The sequence below is a fragment of the Achromobacter sp. JUb104 genome, assembly GCF_024806975.1.
GTDB lineage: Bacteria > Pseudomonadota > Gammaproteobacteria > Burkholderiales > Burkholderiaceae_B > Achromobacter > Achromobacter spanius.
The window spans coordinates 639,000-656,384 of sequence record NZ_JANUEY010000002.1 but is presented as its reverse complement, the minus strand read 5'-3'; the positions used below and the strand labels follow the sequence as shown (position 1 = coordinate 656,384).

Here is a 17,385-nt window from a genome sequence, read left to right as displayed (position 1 = left end):
CTGGCTCAGTGGCTGGCTATGTGGCCTGCTGCGTCATCTGCTGCGCTGGCGCGTGGCCTTTGCCGGGATGCATCTGGCCGCAGCCGGGGCAGGTGCGCTTGTCAGGGCTGTCGTAGAACGCCTGGAACAGCGGCGGCAAGTCGGTCACGATGCTTTTCAATTGCACTTCCACGCGATGCACCAGGTGGCCGCAGTGGGGGCAATACCATTCAAAGCCATCGAGCAGGCCCACGGGGCGTTGGCGTTCGATGACCAGACAGGCGCTGTCGGCTTCGGGGCGTTGCGGCGAATGGCGCACGTGCGGCGGCAAGAGAAAGATGTCGCCTTCCTTCAGGTCGACCCGTTCGGGTTTGCCGTCCACCCACAAGGACAACCAGGCGTTGCCCCGGAACTGATAGAAGAACTCTTCCAGCGGGTCGTCGTGATAGTCGGTGCGGTGGTTCGGGCCTCCGACCACGGTGACGATGAAGTCGGCGTCTTGCCAGATCTGCTGGTTGCCGACCGGCGGCTTGAGCAGGTGGGCGTGGTCGTCGATCCAGCGCTGGAAATTCAACGGCGGGCCGTAGGCGGGCATGAAGATCTCCGGAAGGCGAGTTTGATGCAGTCTAGGCGGCGAGCGCGCCGGGGGAATAATAGAAATTGCGCGCTTGGGTATGCGGCTTATCTATCGCGGGGTTTCCCGTAGAGGGGGGCGCGGCAGGCCGAGGAACGGTTTCAGCATCGATGCACGGCGCGCCTTCAGCATCATTGCGCTACGCGCTTTCAGCATCGACGCGCGGCGCGCGTGGGCTCAGCCGCGCTGGGCCGCGACGGCTTTCAGATATTCCACCAGCCGTTGGCAGGCGGGCGTCATCGGACGATCGGCGCGGACGGAATAGCCCACGTCGCCAAAATCCCCGAACACGGTGGTGGGCAGCCGCGCCAGCAAACCCATGGACAGGAACTGCGCCGCCGCGTCATAGGGAATCAGCGCCAGCGCGTCGCTATGCATCAGGATGCCGATATTGGTCAGCAGCGATAGCGATTCCACGTGGCGGGCGGGCAGACGCAAGCCCGCGTCAAAGAAGGTGCGCTCCACGGACGCGCGCAACGGCGAGGTGGGTGCGGGCAAGATCCAGATGTGGTCGGCCAGGTCGGCCAGCGCGACCTCTTGCGCAGCGGCCATAGGGTGTTGGGCGCCCACCACCAAGCACAGCGCTTCGCGGTACAGCTTGTGGTGGTCCACCGCCACGCCGGATATCGACGCCATGTCGGCGCCGGGCAGGCGGCCCACGACGATGTCCACGTCGCCCGTGGCCAGCGCGGGCAGCAGTTGCGCGGACGGCCCTTCGCGCACGGTGACCTGGATGCCGGGGTGGTCGGTCATCAAGCGCGCGATGGCCTCGGGCAGCAGTTTGGCGGACGCGGCAATCAGCGTGCCCACTACCACGTGGCCGCTGGCCCCGCCCAGCACCGCGTCGATGTCGTCGGCCATGTAGCGCACTTCGGCCAGCATGGCGTGAACGCGCCGCCCCAACACCAGGGCAAGCTCGGTGGGCGTGACGCCCCGGTTCGACCGTTCAAACAAGGTTGCGCCGAAGAAGGCTTCCAGGTCGTGGATGGCCTTGGTGACGGTGGGCTGGGTCAGGTGCAGTTCGCTGGCCGCGCGAGATAGCGATCGGCGTGCCAGTACGCGCTCGAAAATCTGTAGCTGATGCAGCTTCAGTTTGTGGCTGAGCGCGTTGGGCGTGATGCGGAAGTTCGACATGCTTGCGGTCGCCCGGGCGGCGCCGCGAGCCATCGTCCTGTTATGTTGACCAGCGAAGTCGGGACCTAGCCTACGCCTGTCCGGGGGGCGTCGGCGAGGCTGCGTCCGCTTTGTTCGCTGCGTCCGTCTTGTCGGCTGCGTCGGCCGCGTCTGTGTCGTCGGCCTTCGCCGCCTTGCCGAAGCGTAGCGCAAACTGCCGCGTGAACACCGCGCCAAAGAAAAAGATCTGCGCGGAATAGTAGATCCACAGCAGCAGGGCAATCAGCGAGCCCGCCGCGCCATAGGCCGACACCGCCGCGCCCCGGCTCAGGTACAGGCCGATGCCCCACTTGCCCACCAGGAACAGCGCGGCCGTCACGATGGCGCCGGGTATCACGTCCGGCCAGGAAATCTTGGCACTGGGCAGGAGCTTGAAGATCACCGCGAACAGCGCCACCACCACTGAAAAAGAGAACAGCGTCGACACCCAGTCAAGCACTGTTGCGAAGGTGGAGGCCATCCACATGTCGCCATACAATTTTCTCGCGGCGCCCAGCACCGCATTCACGGTCAGCGACACCAGCAGGAACAGCGCCAGCACCAACACCAGGCCAAACGACAGCATGCGGCTGCGCACCATGCCGTGGATGCCGCCCTTCTGGTTGGCGGACACGTCCCACAAATCGTCCAGGCTGGCTTTCAGTTCGGCAAACGCCGTGGTGGCGCTGAAGATCAGCACAAAAATCGAGATCAGCGCGGCAATCCATCCGCCGCCCGATTCATGGGCGCTGGCCAATACCGTTTGAATAACTTCCGCGCCGCGCTCGCCGGTCAAGTCGCGCATTTGCAGGAACAGCTCGGACCGCACCGCGTCTTCGCCATAGAACGCACCCGCCACCGCGATCACCAAAATCAGCATCGGCGCCAGCGAAAACACCATGTAAAGCGCCAGCGCGGCGCCCTTGCTGGACGCGCGGTGGGCCGACCACTGGCTGGCGGAATCCATCAACAGCCCGCCGATCTCGGACGGACGCAGGGCTCGCAGGCTTTGGGGAAGGCGCATAGGGCTGGGCAGCGTGAGGCGAAGGAGCCTTCATTGTAGGGACGCATGCGCCACGGGGAAACCGTGAGTTTGTGCGCAAACGTGTGCTTGCCGGGCGGCCTGGGGCGCCATGGAAACAACAGGCAAAGAATGCGGTCGCCGTGCGGTGCGCGTGAGCGGGGCCACAAAAAGAAAAACCCCCGGGGCGAAGGTCCGAGGGTTTTTCAGATACTGCATTCCCCGGCTTTGACGCCGGGGAGGCCGTGCAAGAGAAGCGGGACTTAGAAGTCCATGCCGCCCATGCCGCCCATGCCACCCGGCATGGCCGGAGCAGCGGGCTTGTCTTCGGCCAGTTCGACCACGGCGGCTTCAGCCGTCAGCAGCAGGCTGGCAACCGAGGCAGCGTTTTGCAGGGCGGTACGGGTCACCTTGGTGGGATCCAGAACGCCTTGCTCAACCAGGTCGGTGTACTCGCCGGTTGCAGCGTTGTAGCCGTAGTTGCCCTTGCCTTGCAGCACGTTGCTGACCACGACGCTGGCTTCTTCGCCGGCATTCGTGACGATGGTGCGCAGCGGCTCTTCCACAGCACGCAGGATCAGCTTGATACCGGCGTTCTGGTCAGGCGTGTCGCCCTTCAGGTCAGCAATGGCTTGCTTGGCGCGCAGCAGTGCAACACCGCCACCAGCCACAACGCCTTCTTCCACTGCGGCGCGGGTAGCGTGCAGGGCGTCTTCGACGCGAGCCTTCTTTTCCTTCATTTCGACTTCGGTGGCAGCGCCAACGCGAATCACGGCAACGCCGCCGGCCAGCTTGGCCACGCGTTCTTGCAGCTTTTCACGATCGTAGTCGGACGTGGCTTCTTCGATCTGGATACGGACTTGCTTGACGCGAGCCTCGATCGACTTGCTGTCGCCAGCGCCGTCGATGATCGTCGTGTTTTCCTTGCCCACTTCGATGCGCTTGGCTTGGCCCAATTCAGCCAGGCCGGCCTTTTCCAGCGACATGCCGGTTTCTTCGGAGATCACCGTGCCGCCCGTCAGGATGGCGATGTCTTCCAGCATGGCCTTGCGGCGGTCACCGAAGCCCGGCGCCTTGACGGCGGTGGTCTTCAGGATTCCACGGATGTTGTTCACAACCAGGGTGGCCAGCGCTTCGCCTTCGACGTCTTCTGCAATGATCAGCAGCGGACGGCTCGACTTGGCAACTTGCTCCAGCACGGGCAGCAGGTCACGGATGTTGCTGATCTTCTTGTCGAAAATCAGGACAAACGGATCTTCCAGCACGGCAACTTGCTTTTCCGGGCTGTTGATGAAGTAGGGCGACAGGTAGCCGCGGTCGAATTGCATGCCTTCGACGACGTCCAGCTCGTTTTCCAGCGACTTGCCGTCTTCGACGGTGATGACGCCTTCCTTGCCAACCTTGTCCATCGCGTCAGCGATGATCTGGCCGATGGAGGCATCGCTGTTGGCCGAGATGGAACCAACTTGAGCGATTTCCTTGCTGGTCGTGACCGGCTTGGATTGCTTCTTCAGTTCAGCCACGGCGGCGGCGACAGCCTTGTCGATGCCGCGCTTCAGGTCGATCGGGTTGAAACCGGCGGCAACGTACTTCAGGCCTTCCATGACGATGGCTTGAGCCAGCACGGTGGCGGTCGTGGTGCCGTCACCGGCGTTGTCGGAGGTCTTGGAGGCAACGTCCTTGACCAGTTGTGCGCCGATGTTCTCGAACTTGTCCTTCAGTTCGATTTCCTTGGCGACGGACACGCCGTCCTTGGTAACGGTCGGGGCGCCGAACGAGCGCTCCAGCACGACGTTACGGCCCTTGGGGCCCAGGGTGGTCTTAACAGCGTTGGCGAGAACATTCACGCCGCGGACGATACGCACACGGGCGTCGTCACCGAACAATACTTGCTTGGCAGCCATTTCTTAGCTTCCTTCGAAAATTCGTTTGAGGCGGGGTTTACAGAACCACGGCGAGGATTTCGTCCTCGCGGATGACGAGCAGTTCTTCGCCATCAACCTTCACGGACTGGCCGGCATACTTGCCGAACAGAACCTTGTCGCCAGCCTTCAGGTCGACCGGCAGAATCTTGCCTTCTTCGGTCTTCTTGCCGGGGCCGACGGCCACGACTTCGCCCTGATCAGGCTTTTCTGCGGCGCTGTCGGGGATGACGATGCCCGAGGCAGTCTTGCGCTCGTTTTCGAGGCGTTTGACGATCACGCGATCGCCCAGGGGACGCAAGGCCATGAGGAACTCCTGTTTACTTGAATGAAAGTGAATGATCGGTTAGCCCCGGGAGGGCTGTTAGCACTCACCGGTGTCGAGTGCTAATTATAGGGATGATGTTGCAGGGTTCAAGGGGGGGAGGGGCGGCTGTTACATATTTGGGAGTGGCCCCGTTTGTTGGCGAAATTCATCCACCTTGGGTGTAGAACTTCATCGAAAGTGCAAGTGTCGATGTCGAATTTCATTCAACTTGAGATTTGGTTCACTGAATTTGGCCGTAACCTAGGCGGAAAGTACCTTGAGCCAGCAGACCGCTTCCGACCCATAACGGGCGTCCGTCAGCAATGGAAAGCGGACAGTGGAGCACCGTTGCAAGCTGCCCAGCTGTGCGATAAAAACTCAGCACACCTGATTTGCAGGCTCCCGTAAAGCAGCGCGTTATCGTCCAACCTTCGGCGGCGGCCGGACGATCGATGGGCTTAGCCACTCTCCGACAGAATCCGCAACGACACCGACTACCCAATCGACAAATACCCGCACTTGCGGCGCTAGGTGCTGCCGGTTGGGATACATGAGCGAGAGGGGCCAGAGGACAGCGCGCATTGCGGGTACCACCTCAACGAGCGCGCCGCTCGCAAGGTGGTCTGCGACCACCATCCCAGGCACCTGGATCAGGCCGAGTCCATTCAGCGCGCAGGCAACAAACGCCTCGGTATCGTTGACCATGATGCCGCTGCGCAGGGTGAACTGAGGCAAGTCCATGTCACTAGGCAGGGACCAAGCGACGGGCCTATGCCCGCGCCCAGAGAAATAGTTCACCGCTTGATGCTGCTTCAGTTCTTCAACCGTATTTGGGATCCCATGTACGGCCAGGTAAGCCGGCGATCCGCAAACCACCATCGTCATCGAGGCAAGCTTGCGCGCGATCATGCTGGAAGGAGCAAGGTCTCCTATCCGCAACACGCAGTCGACTCCATCTGCAAGAAGGTCGACTGGCTGATCGCTCACTCCGAGGATGACATCCACTTCCGGATAGAGCGCCTTGAACTCCGGAATTCGATTGATGATGAGTGGGCGTGCGAGCGCTACCGGTATGTCAACACGCAATCGACCGGTGGGCGCGAGAGAGTTGCCGCCGAACATATTCTGGGCTTCAGTGATGTCGGTCAGCAGGCGGGTCGCTCGATCATAGAAACGTTCGCCCTCCGCCGTTAGGTTGAGCCGGCGTGTCGTCCGCTGAAGTAGCCGTGCGCCTAGCCCAGATTCCAGGGCATTGATCGCGTTTGTGACGCCCGGCCGCGCCATTCGCAGTGCCTCGGCGGCGCGCGCGAAACTGCCGTTGTCAACGACAGACACGAAGATGCGGAGCTGCTGCGGGAAATCCATCACCTGAGACTATTACGGATATAGATAACAATCAAGTACTCACAGGGTGTCTTCCGGTTAACAGCGCCAAACCCTATTCTTGCTCCATTGAGTGGCATCGCTGCCTCAACGGGAAAGTGAAAATGGCTGAAGGACACGCAAACGAGCTTGCCAGGGCGGCAGTTCAGTGGAAATCGCGCTGGGCTGAAACGGTCCAGCCTCCTGTGGGATTCTCGCAGGTCTTCCAGCCGGACACACTGACGTTTGGCTTCATCGCGCCGCTGGAAAGTTATCCGGACCGGCCTGCGCCGACGATGCGTGACCACTTGGCGCTCGCACGTACAGCAGATGACGCCGGCTTTTCCGCCATCTGGCTGCGAGATGTCCCCTTCTACGACCCCGCATTTGGAGATCTGGGGCAGGTCTTTGACCCGATGTCCTATGCCGGCTTCCTGGCTGCGGCAACCAAGCGAATTGCGATCGGCACTGCTGGCATCGTCCTGCCCATACGCGATCCGCTCGCAATTGCCAAGCAAGCGACGACGCTTTCACATCTGACAGACGGCCGTTTCATTCTGGGTCTGTCCAGCGGCGATCGTCCTGCCGAATACCCCGCGTTCGGTGTCGATTTCGACACCCGCTCCGATCGCTTTCGTGACGCCTACGCGCTGATCCGTGCCGTTACCGAAGGGTGCTTTCCCCACTACCACTCCACGCACTTTGGCACGCTGGATGGCTCACTGGACCTGGTGCCTAAGCCGCAGGGCGGTCGTCTGCCGATCATTGCCGTCGGCCGGGCAGGCCAGAGCGTCGAGTGGCTGGCGCAGAACACCGACGGCTGGATCTGGCACCAGAGCGATTTCGCGCGTCTGGGCGAAGTTGTCGCGACCTGGCGGGGCTCAGTCCCCGGTTCGCTGTTCAAACCTTATGGCTATGGCACGTTCTTCGATCTCGATAGCGACCCTGACGCGCCACTGAGACCTGTCCGAGGTCTTTCGATCGGGCGCAAGGCGTTGATCGACCTGTGGCGCCGACAGCGTGATCTTGGCGTCAACCACGTCGCGCTCAACCTGAAGATGGCCCGCAGGCCAGCCGTCGAAATCATGGATGAGCTCGGCGAATACGTTCTCCCCCTATTCACTGCCGGCTGATCGGCACATTCGATAAATAAAGGAAAGTTTATGACCCGCGTTGTTCGCTTCCACCAGTACGGCACTGCAGACGTGCTGCGCATCGAAAACATTGACGTCCCCGCACCCGCTGCGGATGAGGTGCAGATATCGGTCCGTGCCATCGGCCTGAACCGCGCCGAAGTGATGTTCCGCAGCGGCGCCTACTTGCAAGAGGCCAAATTCCCGTCCCAGCTCGGCTACGAAGCTGCGGGCACTGTTCTGGCGACGGGTGGCGACGTCACCGGCTTCACCCAGGGCGATGCCGTCAGTGTCATCCCGACGCTTGACATGTCGCGGTGGCCCACCTATGGCGAGGTCATCAATATTCCGACCCGGTATGTAGTAAAGCATCCGGCGAACCTCTCTTTCGAGCAGGCCGCAGCTTCATGGATGCAGTACGTCACCGCCTGGGGCGCGCTCGTCGATCAGGCGAGACTCACGGCAGATGACTTCGTCATCGTCTCGGCCGCCTCCAGCAGTGTCGGCATCGCTGCCTTCCAGATCGCACGCAGCGTCGGCGCCACAGTCATCGCCACGACCCGCACGAGCGCCAAGGCTCAAGCGCTGCTTGAAGCCGGTGCGCACCATGTGATCGTCATGGCCGAAGAGAACCTGGCCGCGCGCGTCAACGAGATCACTGGCGGCAAGGGCGCCCGCGTCGTGTTCGATCCCATCGGCGGCCCAGCCATTTCGCAGCTCGCTGATGTCATGTCCGTGGGAGGCATCCTGATGGAATACGGCGCACTAAGCTCGGACCAGGGCCCGTTCCCGCAGTTCGCTGTCCTTGGCAAGAGCCTCACCCTAAAGGGCTATTTGTACACCGAGATCGTGGGCAACGACGACGCGCTCGCGCGCGCCAAGGCCTTCATCACCGAGGGCCTGCGGACTGGCAAGCTCGACCCATTGGTGTCGCGCACGTTCCCGTTCGAGGACATCCAGGAGGCGACGCGCTTTCTGGAGTCCAACGAGCAGATCGGAAAGATCGTCGTCACCCTGTGACAAAGCCGAAGGTGCGAACAAGCGCATCTCGCTTCTTCCTCTCATTGCAACACTGGCGTCCGCACCGGGCGCCCTATAGAAAGGTATCCTCATGGCACGCGCAATTCGCTTTCACGAAACCGGTGGACCTGAAGTTCTCCGAATTGACGAAGTCCCAACATCTGAGCCCAAGAGCGGTGAAGTCCGGATCCGGGTTCACGCGCTCGGTCTCAACCGCGCTGACAGCATGTACCGTACCGGGCGATACGTGATCGAGCCAAAATTTCCCGCAAGCTTCGGCTATGAGGCCGCTGGCACGATCGACGCGGTCGGCCCAGACGTTGACGGGTTTGCAATCGGCGATCCGGTCGCGGTCATCCCGGCCTTCATGTTCGACGAGTACGCTGTGTTTGCGGATCTGGCGATCGCCCCGGCCCGCGCGGTCGTGAAGCTTCCGGCCGGGGTAAGCTGGGAGAAGGCGGCAGCAACCTGGATGCCCTTCACCACAGTCTGGGGGGCACTGATCGACATCGCGAACCTCGGTGCCGGTGACTTCGTCGTGCTAGGCGCGGCCTCGAGCAGCGTCGGCCTCGCCGCCATGCAGATTGCCCATCATGTGGGTGCCACTCCAATCGCTATCACCCGTAAGGGGGAGAAACTCGAAGAGCTGAAGAGCGCCGGCTTCACTTATATCCTGCAGACCGGTGCGGATGACATCGAGCGCGAGATCCTCAGGATCACCGACGGGCAAGGCGCTCGCGTTGTGTTCGACCCGGTCACGGGTCCTGATTTCGAGCACATCATCAAGGCCACTTGCAAAGACGCCATTGTCTTCATCTACGGCGCATTGAGCCATGACGCGACTCCGATACCGGTCATGCACATTCTCGGCAAACACACCACCATCCGGGGGTACGAGTTCATCGAAGTCACTAGCGACGACAGCAAGCTGGCGCGCGCCAAGGCCTTCATCACTGAGGGGATGAGTGCTGGTCACTTCAACGCCCAGATTGCTCGCACCTTCAAGTTCGAAGATGCCGTGGACGCCTATCGCTACCTCGAATCAAACAGCCAGTTCGGGAAGATCGTTCTGACGCTGGAGTGAGAGGTCGTTGATACCAGCGCTTTGACGTTGACCCAGTATGAACTGCTGAAGCGAGCGGCACGAAAGCGCCGATTCTCCGTCCAGGCGGCCAACCAACGGTGTTGAGCCCTATTCTGACTTTGACTCAACCATTCACGACGAGGCAATTTATGAAGATTGGCATTTTGGGAACCGGAAATATCGGTAAGACGCTGGTCACGCGCTTGAGCCAGGCGGGGCACGAGGTGAAGGTTGCGAACGCACGCGGCCCCGAGACGATTGATCCAGAGATTTTGTCGTTTGGAGCGCGGGCGGTAAAGACCGAAGAAGCGCTTGTCGATGTGGACGCGGTGATTTTGTCCATCCCGCTCGGCCGCCTTCCGGGCATCGCTTCGTTGGTCGCGCGTCTTCCAGACGAGACAGTGGTGATCGATACCTCCAACTACTACCCCTTCCGCGACGAGAAAATCGAGGCGATCGAGGGCGGACAGGTCGAGAGCCTGTGGGTTGTCGAGCAGCTCGGCCGCCCCATCGCCAAGGCATGGAATGCGATTGGCTCGGCTTCCCTGGCCAAGAAGGATAAGCCGGCAGGAGCACCCGACCGGATCGCCATCCCTGTGGCTGCGGACCGGGAGAGCGATCGCGAGGTCGCCATGTCGCTGGTCGATGAGACCGGTTTGGATGCTTTCGACGCAGGCTCTCTTGCAGACTCCTGGCGGCAGCAACCTGGGGCGCCAGCCTACTGCACCGATCTTTCCTACACCGAGATGGGCGCGGCCTTGGATGCCGCGGAACGACACAGGCTGCCCAAGCGCCGAGACCTCGCCGTTGCCGTGATGCATGAGCGCCTCGGCGACGGGACAACCAATCCGGACGAGGATTGGGGTGTCCGGTTGGCTCGTGTCATCAACATCTGATTGCTCAAGCAGCGGCGGGCAGACGCGCACGTTCACTGCTCCAACGAAGGCATCGGTTTCGATGTCCGCTTATGGCCGCTGGCAGACGTTCGTCAATCGCGTCGAGGCCACAGCCGTTGTAGGGTAGGGCAGGCGCACTGGCATGGGGGCCCTCGCGATGTGATGGTCCCAATCATCACCCAAGTTCAATGAACTTTCTGGGGAAGAATGCCATGTTCAATGAACCAGTGCGGCCAAAGTGAATGAACCAAATTTCACTAAGTCCATGATTTAAAAAATGTCGAGTTTCCACCTTCAATGAACTTCGACAACTGCCGTGCCAAGAACCGCTGTCCCGCTGCTATGCTTGCCTAACAGCCCGCCACGCTTCGGCGCGGGGCTGTGCCGACAGGCCAACCGCAACCTAGGAGCATCGACATGAAGCTATCGAAACGCGCGTTATTGGCAGGGCTGGCGTTATCCGCGCTGGCGGCAGTGGCCCCCGTGGCCATGGCGCATCACGGGTGGTCTTGGGCGGAATCCGAACAGATGACCTTGCAAGGCACGGTCGAGCAGGTGCAGATCGCGCCGCCTCATCCCAATTTGAGGGTGCGAGCCAGCGATGGTGTCTGGGTGGTCGAACTTGGCAATCCCAACCAGACGAAGGAAGCGGGATTCGTCGAAGGGTCCGCCAAGCCGGGCGACACCATCACCGCCATTGGCAACCGCGATCAGGACGCCGGCAACAAGCGCATGAAGGCCGTCCAGATCATGGTGGGCGGCAAGACCTACGACATCTATCCCAGCCGCATCAAGAAACCCTGAGCCACACGGCCCTGAGCCATGCCTGAACTGCTTCGGCTGGCGCTGGAACAGCTTACGGCCCTGCCGCCAGCGCTGTGGCTGCGACGTTCCGGAACGCTGTACCTTCTGGTCAACGCCGCCCATATCGGCGCCATCGGTCTGTTGATCGGCTCGATCGTTCCGCTGGACCTGCGCCTGCTCGGCGTCCTCAAGCCCACTTCCTTGGCACTGCTGGCGCCTGTACTGGCGCGTACGGCCGCGGTTGGGCTGCTGCTGGCCGTACTGACCGGCGCTACGCTGTTCACCGTGCGTCCGCAGGAATACCTGGAGAACCCGGCATTCGTGGTGAAGATGGGCTTGTTGGGCGCGGGCGCGATCAACGCCTGGCTCGTGCGCCGGGGCGGGGCATGGGGGCGGGTATTGCAGGGAGGCCGCGCGTCCGGCGCGCTGCGCTGCCAGGCCGCCGTTTCGCTGCTGCTGTGGACGGGCTGCCTGATAGCGGGAAGATGGATCGGGTTTCTGTAGCTTGCCGTTCGTCTGCACTGGCCAGGTCAGGGGCAGGTGGCGCCCCGGCGCTACTGTGCTGCACCGGTTGCCTTGGCCACATAGTTCGCAAGCGCCTGTACATCTCCATCGCTTAACGCGTCAAACGCCGGCATGACGCCGATGCCGTTGCGTACGGCCTGCATGACGCGTTGCGCGTCCGGCTTGAGCTCGTCCAGATTCGGTCCAACGGCCCCCTTGGCGCCCGCGTCGGCCAGTGTGTGGCAAATGGCACAGGCCGGCGTTGAACCCTTCAGGAACAGCGCGCGGCCAGCCTCGGCATCAGCCGGCTCCGCGGCGACGGTCAAACTGCCTGGCACGCATAACAGGGCCGCCGCCAACAGCGGGAATACCCGCCACTCAGCAAGGTGGCGGGGAGCAGTAGGTGACACAAAGCTGCGCTGCATCAATCCGCCATGTTCATGACACATTGACTGCCAAGCCGTGATCCTGCCAGCTACTGTTGATATACCCCGGTGCATTTTCAAATCGCTTTTCCACCTGCACATTGCCCGCTGTGTCTTCGACGCGGCTGACCAGTGTGTGCTGTCCCGCCGGAAGATCGATGGGTAGCGCGAACTGTCGCCACGCGTATTTGCCAAGGTCGGGTCCGATAAGCGAAGCCTCTTTCCAGGTCTTGCCGCCGTCTATCGAGACCTCCACCCGCTTGACCGCATGCATGCCCCCGAACGCCACGCCCCGCACGACGGCACGTCCGGCCTTAAGGGCCTGCCCATCCGTGCCAGGCGCGGTGATCCAGGACTTGGGCTCCATGGCCCAGACGGAAGGCTGGTCGGGGCTGGGCTTGGCGCCCATCGGGGTCAGCCGATAGCCGGTTTGCTGGATCTTCGCGCGACTTTGCTCGTCAGTGAAGGCAAGGCGCTTGAGGTACTTGACGTTGTTGACGCCGGTATAGCCAGGGACGATCAGCCGCAGCGGGCCGCCGTGAGCCAGCGACAGAGGCTCGTTGTTCATTTCCCAGGCCAGCATGGCATCTTGCATGGCCTCGCGCGGCACCGAGCGCTCGACCAGCAAGGACATGGGATCGAGGCCTTCGGGCAGGACTTCGCCGCCTGTGCCCGTCATGTAGGCGGGCTTGCCCTTCAGGCCGCCCAAGTGTTCGACCAAGGTGCGCACCGGAATGCCCGACCACATGACGCAGCCGGCCGCGCCCACCTCCCAAGGCGTTCCACTGGGCTTGTGCGGAAAAAATCCACGGCCATTGCCCGAGCATTGCAGCACCGTGGCCAGCGTTTCCACGCCCAATGCCTTGAGATCGCCCACGGTCAGGGTGCGCGGTTGCTCCACGCCGGCAATCTCGACGGCCCATGCATCGCGGTCATCCAGGATGGACGCGGCGGGCGGCGGAAGGTTGTTGCGGACGTAGAGTTGGCGTGATGGCGTGATGATCCCGTCACCAAAGGCGCTGCGCTTGGTTTCGATCGTGTTGGCGCTATGAACGATGACGCTGTCGGCGTCTTTCCATGCCGCGTAGGCTGGCAAAGGCTTGGCTGCGGGGGCGGCTTTGGTCGCGGCGGGGTTAGCGACTGCGTCCGCGGCACGGGTGACACCCGTGGCGCCCAGGCCAACGGCGGCAAGGGCGCCGGCGCTGCCGGCCAGCAGGCGGCGTCGGGCAAGGTTTGGGGGAAGCGTCTCCATGGCATGCCTCTTTGGTTGCCGCGCCTTTGGGAACCCGGCGCTGTGTTCTACCGATGGCGGCCCGGCGAAGCGGGGCCTTCTGCATCATCGACACTGCGTTTTTTTATGTCAAGGGGTTCTAAAGGACTATGGATTTCATACTTTTTTGGCATAAGAGTTTTGGATGACTACGCCGGCGCGGTGGAAAGTGCACGCCAGCGTGGCCCCCAAAAAAGCGCGGCGCGGCTAGCCCCAAGCCCACGCCCGCGCGCACTTACCCCTTGGCCGGCACCGGCCGCCGCAGCGCATCGATCAGCGCCGCATTGAAGCGCGCCGGATCCTGCACCTGCGGCGAATGCCCCAGTTCGGGCCACATCACCAGCGTTGCCCCCGGAATCGCGCGAGCCGTCTTCGGGGCCAGTTCGGCGTAGTTGCCCAAGCGTTTGGCGACTTCGGGTGGCGCGGCGTCCTTGCCGGGCGCCGTGTTGTCCTGCTTGCCGATCAACAGCGTGGTGGGCACGGCGATCTGGCCGAACTCATGCACGACTGGCTGCGTGTAGATCATGTCGTAAGTGAGCGCCTGATTCCATGCAACGCGCTCGCGTCCTTCTCCTTGCAGCATGCCGGCGGCCATCAGCACCCACTTGTCGTAGTCGTCGCGCCACTGTCCCGCGTAATACGTGCCTTGCTGGTATTTCTTCATGCCCGCAAAGTTGGCCTTGAGTTCGCGCGCGTACCAGTCGTCGATGCTGCGGTAGGGCACGCCTTCCTGCTTCCAGTCTTCCAGCCCGATCGGATTCACGAGTACCAGCGCATCGGTGGTCGCGCCGTACATCAGCGCATAACGCGCCGCCAGCATGCCGCCCATCGAGTGTCCAACCACGCTGGCGCGTTCCACGCCCAGGTGCGTCAGCAGGGCCTGGGTGTTGGCCGCAAGCTGGTGCAATGAAAACTGATAGCTCGCCGGTTTGTCGGATTTGCAAAAGCCGATCTGGTCGGGCACCACAACCCGATAGCCGGACTGGCTTAACGCCGTGATCGTGGCGTCCCAGGTGGCGCCGCAGAAGTTCTTGCCGTGCATGAGCACGACGGTTCGGCCGTTGGCCTGCGCGGGCTTTACGTCCATATAGGCCATCGATAGCGTCTGGCCCTGTGACGTCAGGGTGTGGCGATGGACTTCGTGCGGATACTCGAAGCGTTCAAGGTTGGGGCCGTAGTCGGGCACCTTGGGTGCATCGGCCGCGAGGGCCGCGCCGGCGCCGCTCGCCAGCAACAGGCTGGCGCACCATGCGGCTAGCCGTGTATGTCGGATTCGTGTCATGCAATGACTCCCGTTATGGCGCCGGCCCGCTGCCGGCGCTGTAAAAGAGTGACCATGCGCGACGGGGCGAGGTTCCGTGACGGGCTTGTCTTGTCAGCAAGAAGGGCCACGGTTCGCCGTGATCTTGCCCGGTTCAATCACCAACTTTTCGGCGTGCGAGCCATTCCCCAGGATGGCTCCGCTTATTCGTTGAGCCCGCTTACGGCCGCCATTGCACGTGCTCAACGCGGTCGCGCCCGTTGCGCTTGGCTGCATATAGCTGTTGGTCCACGGCCTTGATGAAGTCGGCACGTTCCGCCTTTCCCTCAAGCACCACCGTGCCCGCGCCGATGCTGACGGTGACGCGCCTGCCATGCGGCGACAGGGCGTGCAGAATGGATTTCTTCTGAAGCAGGCGCTGGCAGCGCTCAGCGACTTTCCGGGCGACTTCGGCGTCGGCCTCGGGCAGCAGCACAACGAATTCCTCGCCGCCGTAGCGCGCCACCAGATCGCGGGGACCATCCAGCGCCAAGCTCAGCGTCTGGGCAATTTCCACTAAGCAGTTGTCGCCCTGGGTGTGGCCATACAAATCGTTGTATTGCTTGAAAAAATCCACGTCGAACAACAGTACAGACAACGGTCGACCTTCGCTTTCCGCACGCTCCCACTCCAATTCAAAACATCGATCAAAGCGGCGGCGGTTGGCAATATTGGTCAGGCTGTCCTTGAAGGACAGTACCTCTAGCTCTTTTTGCAGGCTCAGCAGCTTTTCTTCGGTCTTCTTGCGTTCGGTGATGTCGAACATGAAGCCGATCAGCGAATCGACTTCGCCGCTGTCATTGCGCACGACGTGCACCACGTCACGAATCCACACGTAGCCGTTGTCCTTGGTCAGCGCGCGGTAGTCCGCCTCGTGGTCCACGCCGGCCTGGGATTGGGTGACGCAGAAATTCACCACGTATTCGCGGTCCTCGGGATGCATGCGCATGGCCCAGTCTTCCGCGCTTACCCAGCTTTCCGTGCTCCAGCCCAGCAATGCCTCGATTTGAGGGCCGATATAGGCAAACTTCATCGTGGCCCAATCGATCTTCCAAGGAATCGCCTTGGTCGACTCCAGCAAGGTCCTGTACACGGCGTTGTCATCAATGGTCGGGCCTGCGTGGGACATGCCAAATCCTTTTTCGGTCAATACGTTTCGCGCGACGTCGAAAAATACGTTCCGCCCTTGCCATCCGGCGTCAACGTCACCCGGAACGGAATCTGTTGATTGCACAGTTGCACAATCCACCGTTCATCGACACTTCCGTACTGCCGGGACGCAGCTGAACTTCCCGTGCCGACCGGGTTGACCTTAACGACTTCGGTTTGAATCGCGTCGACCTTCTGGCAATTCAATTGCGTTTGGGCCTGCATGGAAATGTTCTGGGCGACGTCGGCTTTCAACGTTGCGCCGGCGTGCGTGTTGCCGGTGATGGGCGCTTTGGTTTGCGGGGTGGCGCAAGCGGCAAGCACTGCGGCGGATGCGGCAACGATAAGCGCGCGCGAATGGCGTTTCATGATGACTCCCTTGTCGGTCGGCAAAAGGTATGCGGCGAAATTACGTTGTGGCGTCGGTCGGACGGGGCGAGGATACCGTAGATTTTTTAATAAGTTCCACCGTCGCAGTCGAGACCGTTAATAGCCGGTATCGCAACAGGACTACCTACGAAGTCCGAGCCGACCACATCGAGGTCATAGCCGTTATGCACGCCCGTCAGGAATACCCATAGCCGCCAGCTCGCCCCGCCGCCGGCATTCGATCGGGTCGTAGAACCGATACCCCATTCCCCGCACCGTCGCCACCGGCAGCTCGCGGTCGCAGGCTTGTTCTACCTTCCTGCGCAGGCGGCGCATCTGCGTATCCAGGCTGCGCCGGTCGTAGGTCCAGTAGTCCTTCCCAAGCGCTTCCACGATGGCCTTGCGGCTGGCGCCTTGGTCGTGCGCGGCCAGCGTGGCCAGAACGGTGTAGTCCTGGTGGGACAAGGGAATGGGCGACGCGCCGGGAGGCACCAGGCTGGGCGGTGAATCGCAGAGTTGCCATGGCAAGGGTTGCGGGGGCGCCGGCTTATCTTCCAAAGCGCTGTGCTGAACATGCCGTTCGGTGACGTCCCGTGCCACCGCAACGCGAATCTGCTTGTCTGGATACCAGCGCGCCGACCACATGATGTGGACGACGCGTCCGTCCTTGCGCACGTAGCGGTTCTCGAAATCGTATTGCAGCTTGCCGCACATCAGCCGGTCGACCGCGGCCAGCGTTGCGGGCCGGTCGGCTTCATGGATCAGGTCCATCATCGCGCGCCCCACCATCTCTTCCGGCGTGTAGCCGAAAATCTGTTCGCAGGCACCGGTCACGCTGAGGAAGACGCCCGACTCGGTCACCACACACACGGCGTCCAAGAGCATCGGCATCAGGTCGGCAGGCGGCGTAGCGGACATGAGGATCCGTGGTTGGTATTGGGGCACCGGTAGCGGCGTACCCAGGAGGGGGCGGCGCCCAGTTTAACCAGACTTGGTTTTCATTCGCAGCGTTTTTTTCGATGCCGCGTCATCGGAAATCCAGCGTGTGCGCTCA

Annotated in this window: 18 protein-coding genes; 6 read left to right on the top strand and 12 right to left on the bottom strand. The window is 62.0% G+C overall.

Features of this window, described 5'->3' with window-relative positions:
• Positions 1-16 precede the first annotated feature (16 nt).
• From M2361_RS14910 to M2361_RS14885, 6 genes are all read right to left on the bottom strand, one after another.
• A complete protein-coding gene (locus M2361_RS14910; protein WP_259250158.1) occupies positions 17-574 on the bottom strand; it encodes a 3-hydroxyanthranilate 3,4-dioxygenase in 558 nt (185 codons plus the stop codon).
• 216 nt (positions 575-790) lie between these two features.
• A complete protein-coding gene (locus M2361_RS14905) occupies positions 791-1,747 on the bottom strand; it encodes a LysR family transcriptional regulator (RefSeq protein ID WP_259250156.1) in 957 nt (318 codons plus the stop codon).
• Between the two features lie 70 nt (positions 1,748-1,817).
• Complete coding sequence (locus M2361_RS14900) at positions 1,818-2,789, bottom strand: YihY/virulence factor BrkB family protein (RefSeq protein ID WP_259250154.1); 972 nt, start codon at positions 2,787-2,789, stop codon at positions 1,818-1,820.
• Positions 2,790-3,049: 260 nt separating this feature from the next.
• Positions 3,050-4,690: a chaperonin GroEL gene (gene groL / locus M2361_RS14895; protein ID WP_054423092.1), complete on the bottom strand. Its 1,641-nt coding sequence runs from the start codon at positions 4,688-4,690 to the stop codon at positions 3,050-3,052.
• Positions 4,691-4,727: 37 nt separating this feature from the next.
• Positions 4,728-5,015 (bottom strand): co-chaperone GroES, encoded by a 288-nt coding sequence (gene groES / locus M2361_RS14890; RefSeq protein WP_054423089.1) that lies wholly within the window; start codon positions 5,013-5,015, stop codon positions 4,728-4,730.
• Between the two features lie 417 nt (positions 5,016-5,432).
• Positions 5,433-6,380, bottom strand: a complete 948-nt coding sequence (locus tag M2361_RS14885; protein WP_259250144.1) for a LysR family transcriptional regulator — start codon at positions 6,378-6,380, stop codon at positions 5,433-5,435.
• A gap of 122 nt (positions 6,381-6,502) precedes the next feature.
• Here M2361_RS14885 and M2361_RS14880 point away from each other — a divergent pair, with 122 nt between their 5' ends.
• The 6 genes from M2361_RS14880 to M2361_RS14855 all read left to right on the top strand — a co-directional run bounded on the left by M2361_RS14880 (position 6,503) and on the right by M2361_RS14855 (position 11,818).
• Positions 6,503-7,510 (top strand): LLM class oxidoreductase, encoded by a 1,008-nt coding sequence (locus tag M2361_RS14880; RefSeq protein ID WP_259250143.1) that lies wholly within the window; start codon positions 6,503-6,505, stop codon positions 7,508-7,510.
• A 30-nt stretch (positions 7,511-7,540) separates the two neighbouring features.
• Positions 7,541-8,530, top strand: a complete 990-nt coding sequence (locus tag M2361_RS14875; protein ID WP_259250141.1) for a zinc-dependent alcohol dehydrogenase family protein — start codon at positions 7,541-7,543, stop codon at positions 8,528-8,530.
• 91 nt (positions 8,531-8,621) lie between these two features.
• The gene (locus M2361_RS14870) at positions 8,622-9,614 is read left to right on the top strand and encodes a zinc-dependent alcohol dehydrogenase family protein (RefSeq protein WP_259250139.1); all 993 of its coding nucleotides are present in this window, start codon (positions 8,622-8,624) and stop codon (positions 9,612-9,614) included.
• 149 nt (positions 9,615-9,763) lie between these two features.
• Positions 9,764-10,510, top strand: coding sequence for an NAD(P)-binding domain-containing protein (locus tag M2361_RS14865; RefSeq protein ID WP_310508914.1), 747 nt, complete (start codon positions 9,764-9,766; stop codon positions 10,508-10,510).
• Between the two features lie 417 nt (positions 10,511-10,927).
• Positions 10,928-11,314, top strand: coding sequence for a DUF6152 family protein (locus tag M2361_RS14860; RefSeq protein WP_259250136.1), 387 nt, complete (start codon positions 10,928-10,930; stop codon positions 11,312-11,314).
• Positions 11,315-11,332: 18 nt separating this feature from the next.
• Positions 11,333-11,818, top strand: a complete 486-nt coding sequence (locus M2361_RS14855; protein ID WP_259250133.1) for a DUF6644 family protein — start codon at positions 11,333-11,335, stop codon at positions 11,816-11,818.
• A 50-nt stretch (positions 11,819-11,868) separates the two neighbouring features.
• On the opposite strand, the gene M2361_RS14850 is transcribed toward M2361_RS14855, so the two are convergent.
• The 6 genes from M2361_RS14850 to M2361_RS14825 all read right to left on the bottom strand — a co-directional run bounded on the left by M2361_RS14850 (position 11,869) and on the right by M2361_RS14825 (position 17,249).
• The gene (locus tag M2361_RS14850; protein WP_259250132.1) at positions 11,869-12,243 is read right to left on the bottom strand and encodes a cytochrome c; all 375 of its coding nucleotides are present in this window, start codon (positions 12,241-12,243) and stop codon (positions 11,869-11,871) included.
• 13 nt (positions 12,244-12,256) lie between these two features.
• Complete coding sequence (locus tag M2361_RS14845) at positions 12,257-13,495, bottom strand: sulfite oxidase (protein ID WP_259250130.1); 1,239 nt, start codon at positions 13,493-13,495, stop codon at positions 12,257-12,259.
• 253 nt (positions 13,496-13,748) lie between these two features.
• On the bottom strand, positions 13,749-14,795 hold the full coding sequence (locus M2361_RS14840) for an alpha/beta fold hydrolase (protein ID WP_259250129.1): 1,047 nt from the start codon (positions 14,793-14,795) through the stop codon (positions 13,749-13,751).
• A 199-nt stretch (positions 14,796-14,994) separates the two neighbouring features.
• A complete protein-coding gene (locus M2361_RS14835) occupies positions 14,995-15,942 on the bottom strand; it encodes a sensor domain-containing diguanylate cyclase (RefSeq protein ID WP_259250127.1) in 948 nt (315 codons plus the stop codon).
• A 17-nt stretch (positions 15,943-15,959) separates the two neighbouring features.
• Positions 15,960-16,331 (bottom strand): hypothetical protein, encoded by a 372-nt coding sequence (locus M2361_RS14830; RefSeq protein WP_259250125.1) that lies wholly within the window; start codon positions 16,329-16,331, stop codon positions 15,960-15,962.
• Between the two features lie 183 nt (positions 16,332-16,514).
• Positions 16,515-17,249, bottom strand: a complete 735-nt coding sequence (locus M2361_RS14825) for a PAS domain S-box protein (protein ID WP_259250123.1) — start codon at positions 17,247-17,249, stop codon at positions 16,515-16,517.
• Positions 17,250-17,385 lie beyond the last annotated feature (136 nt).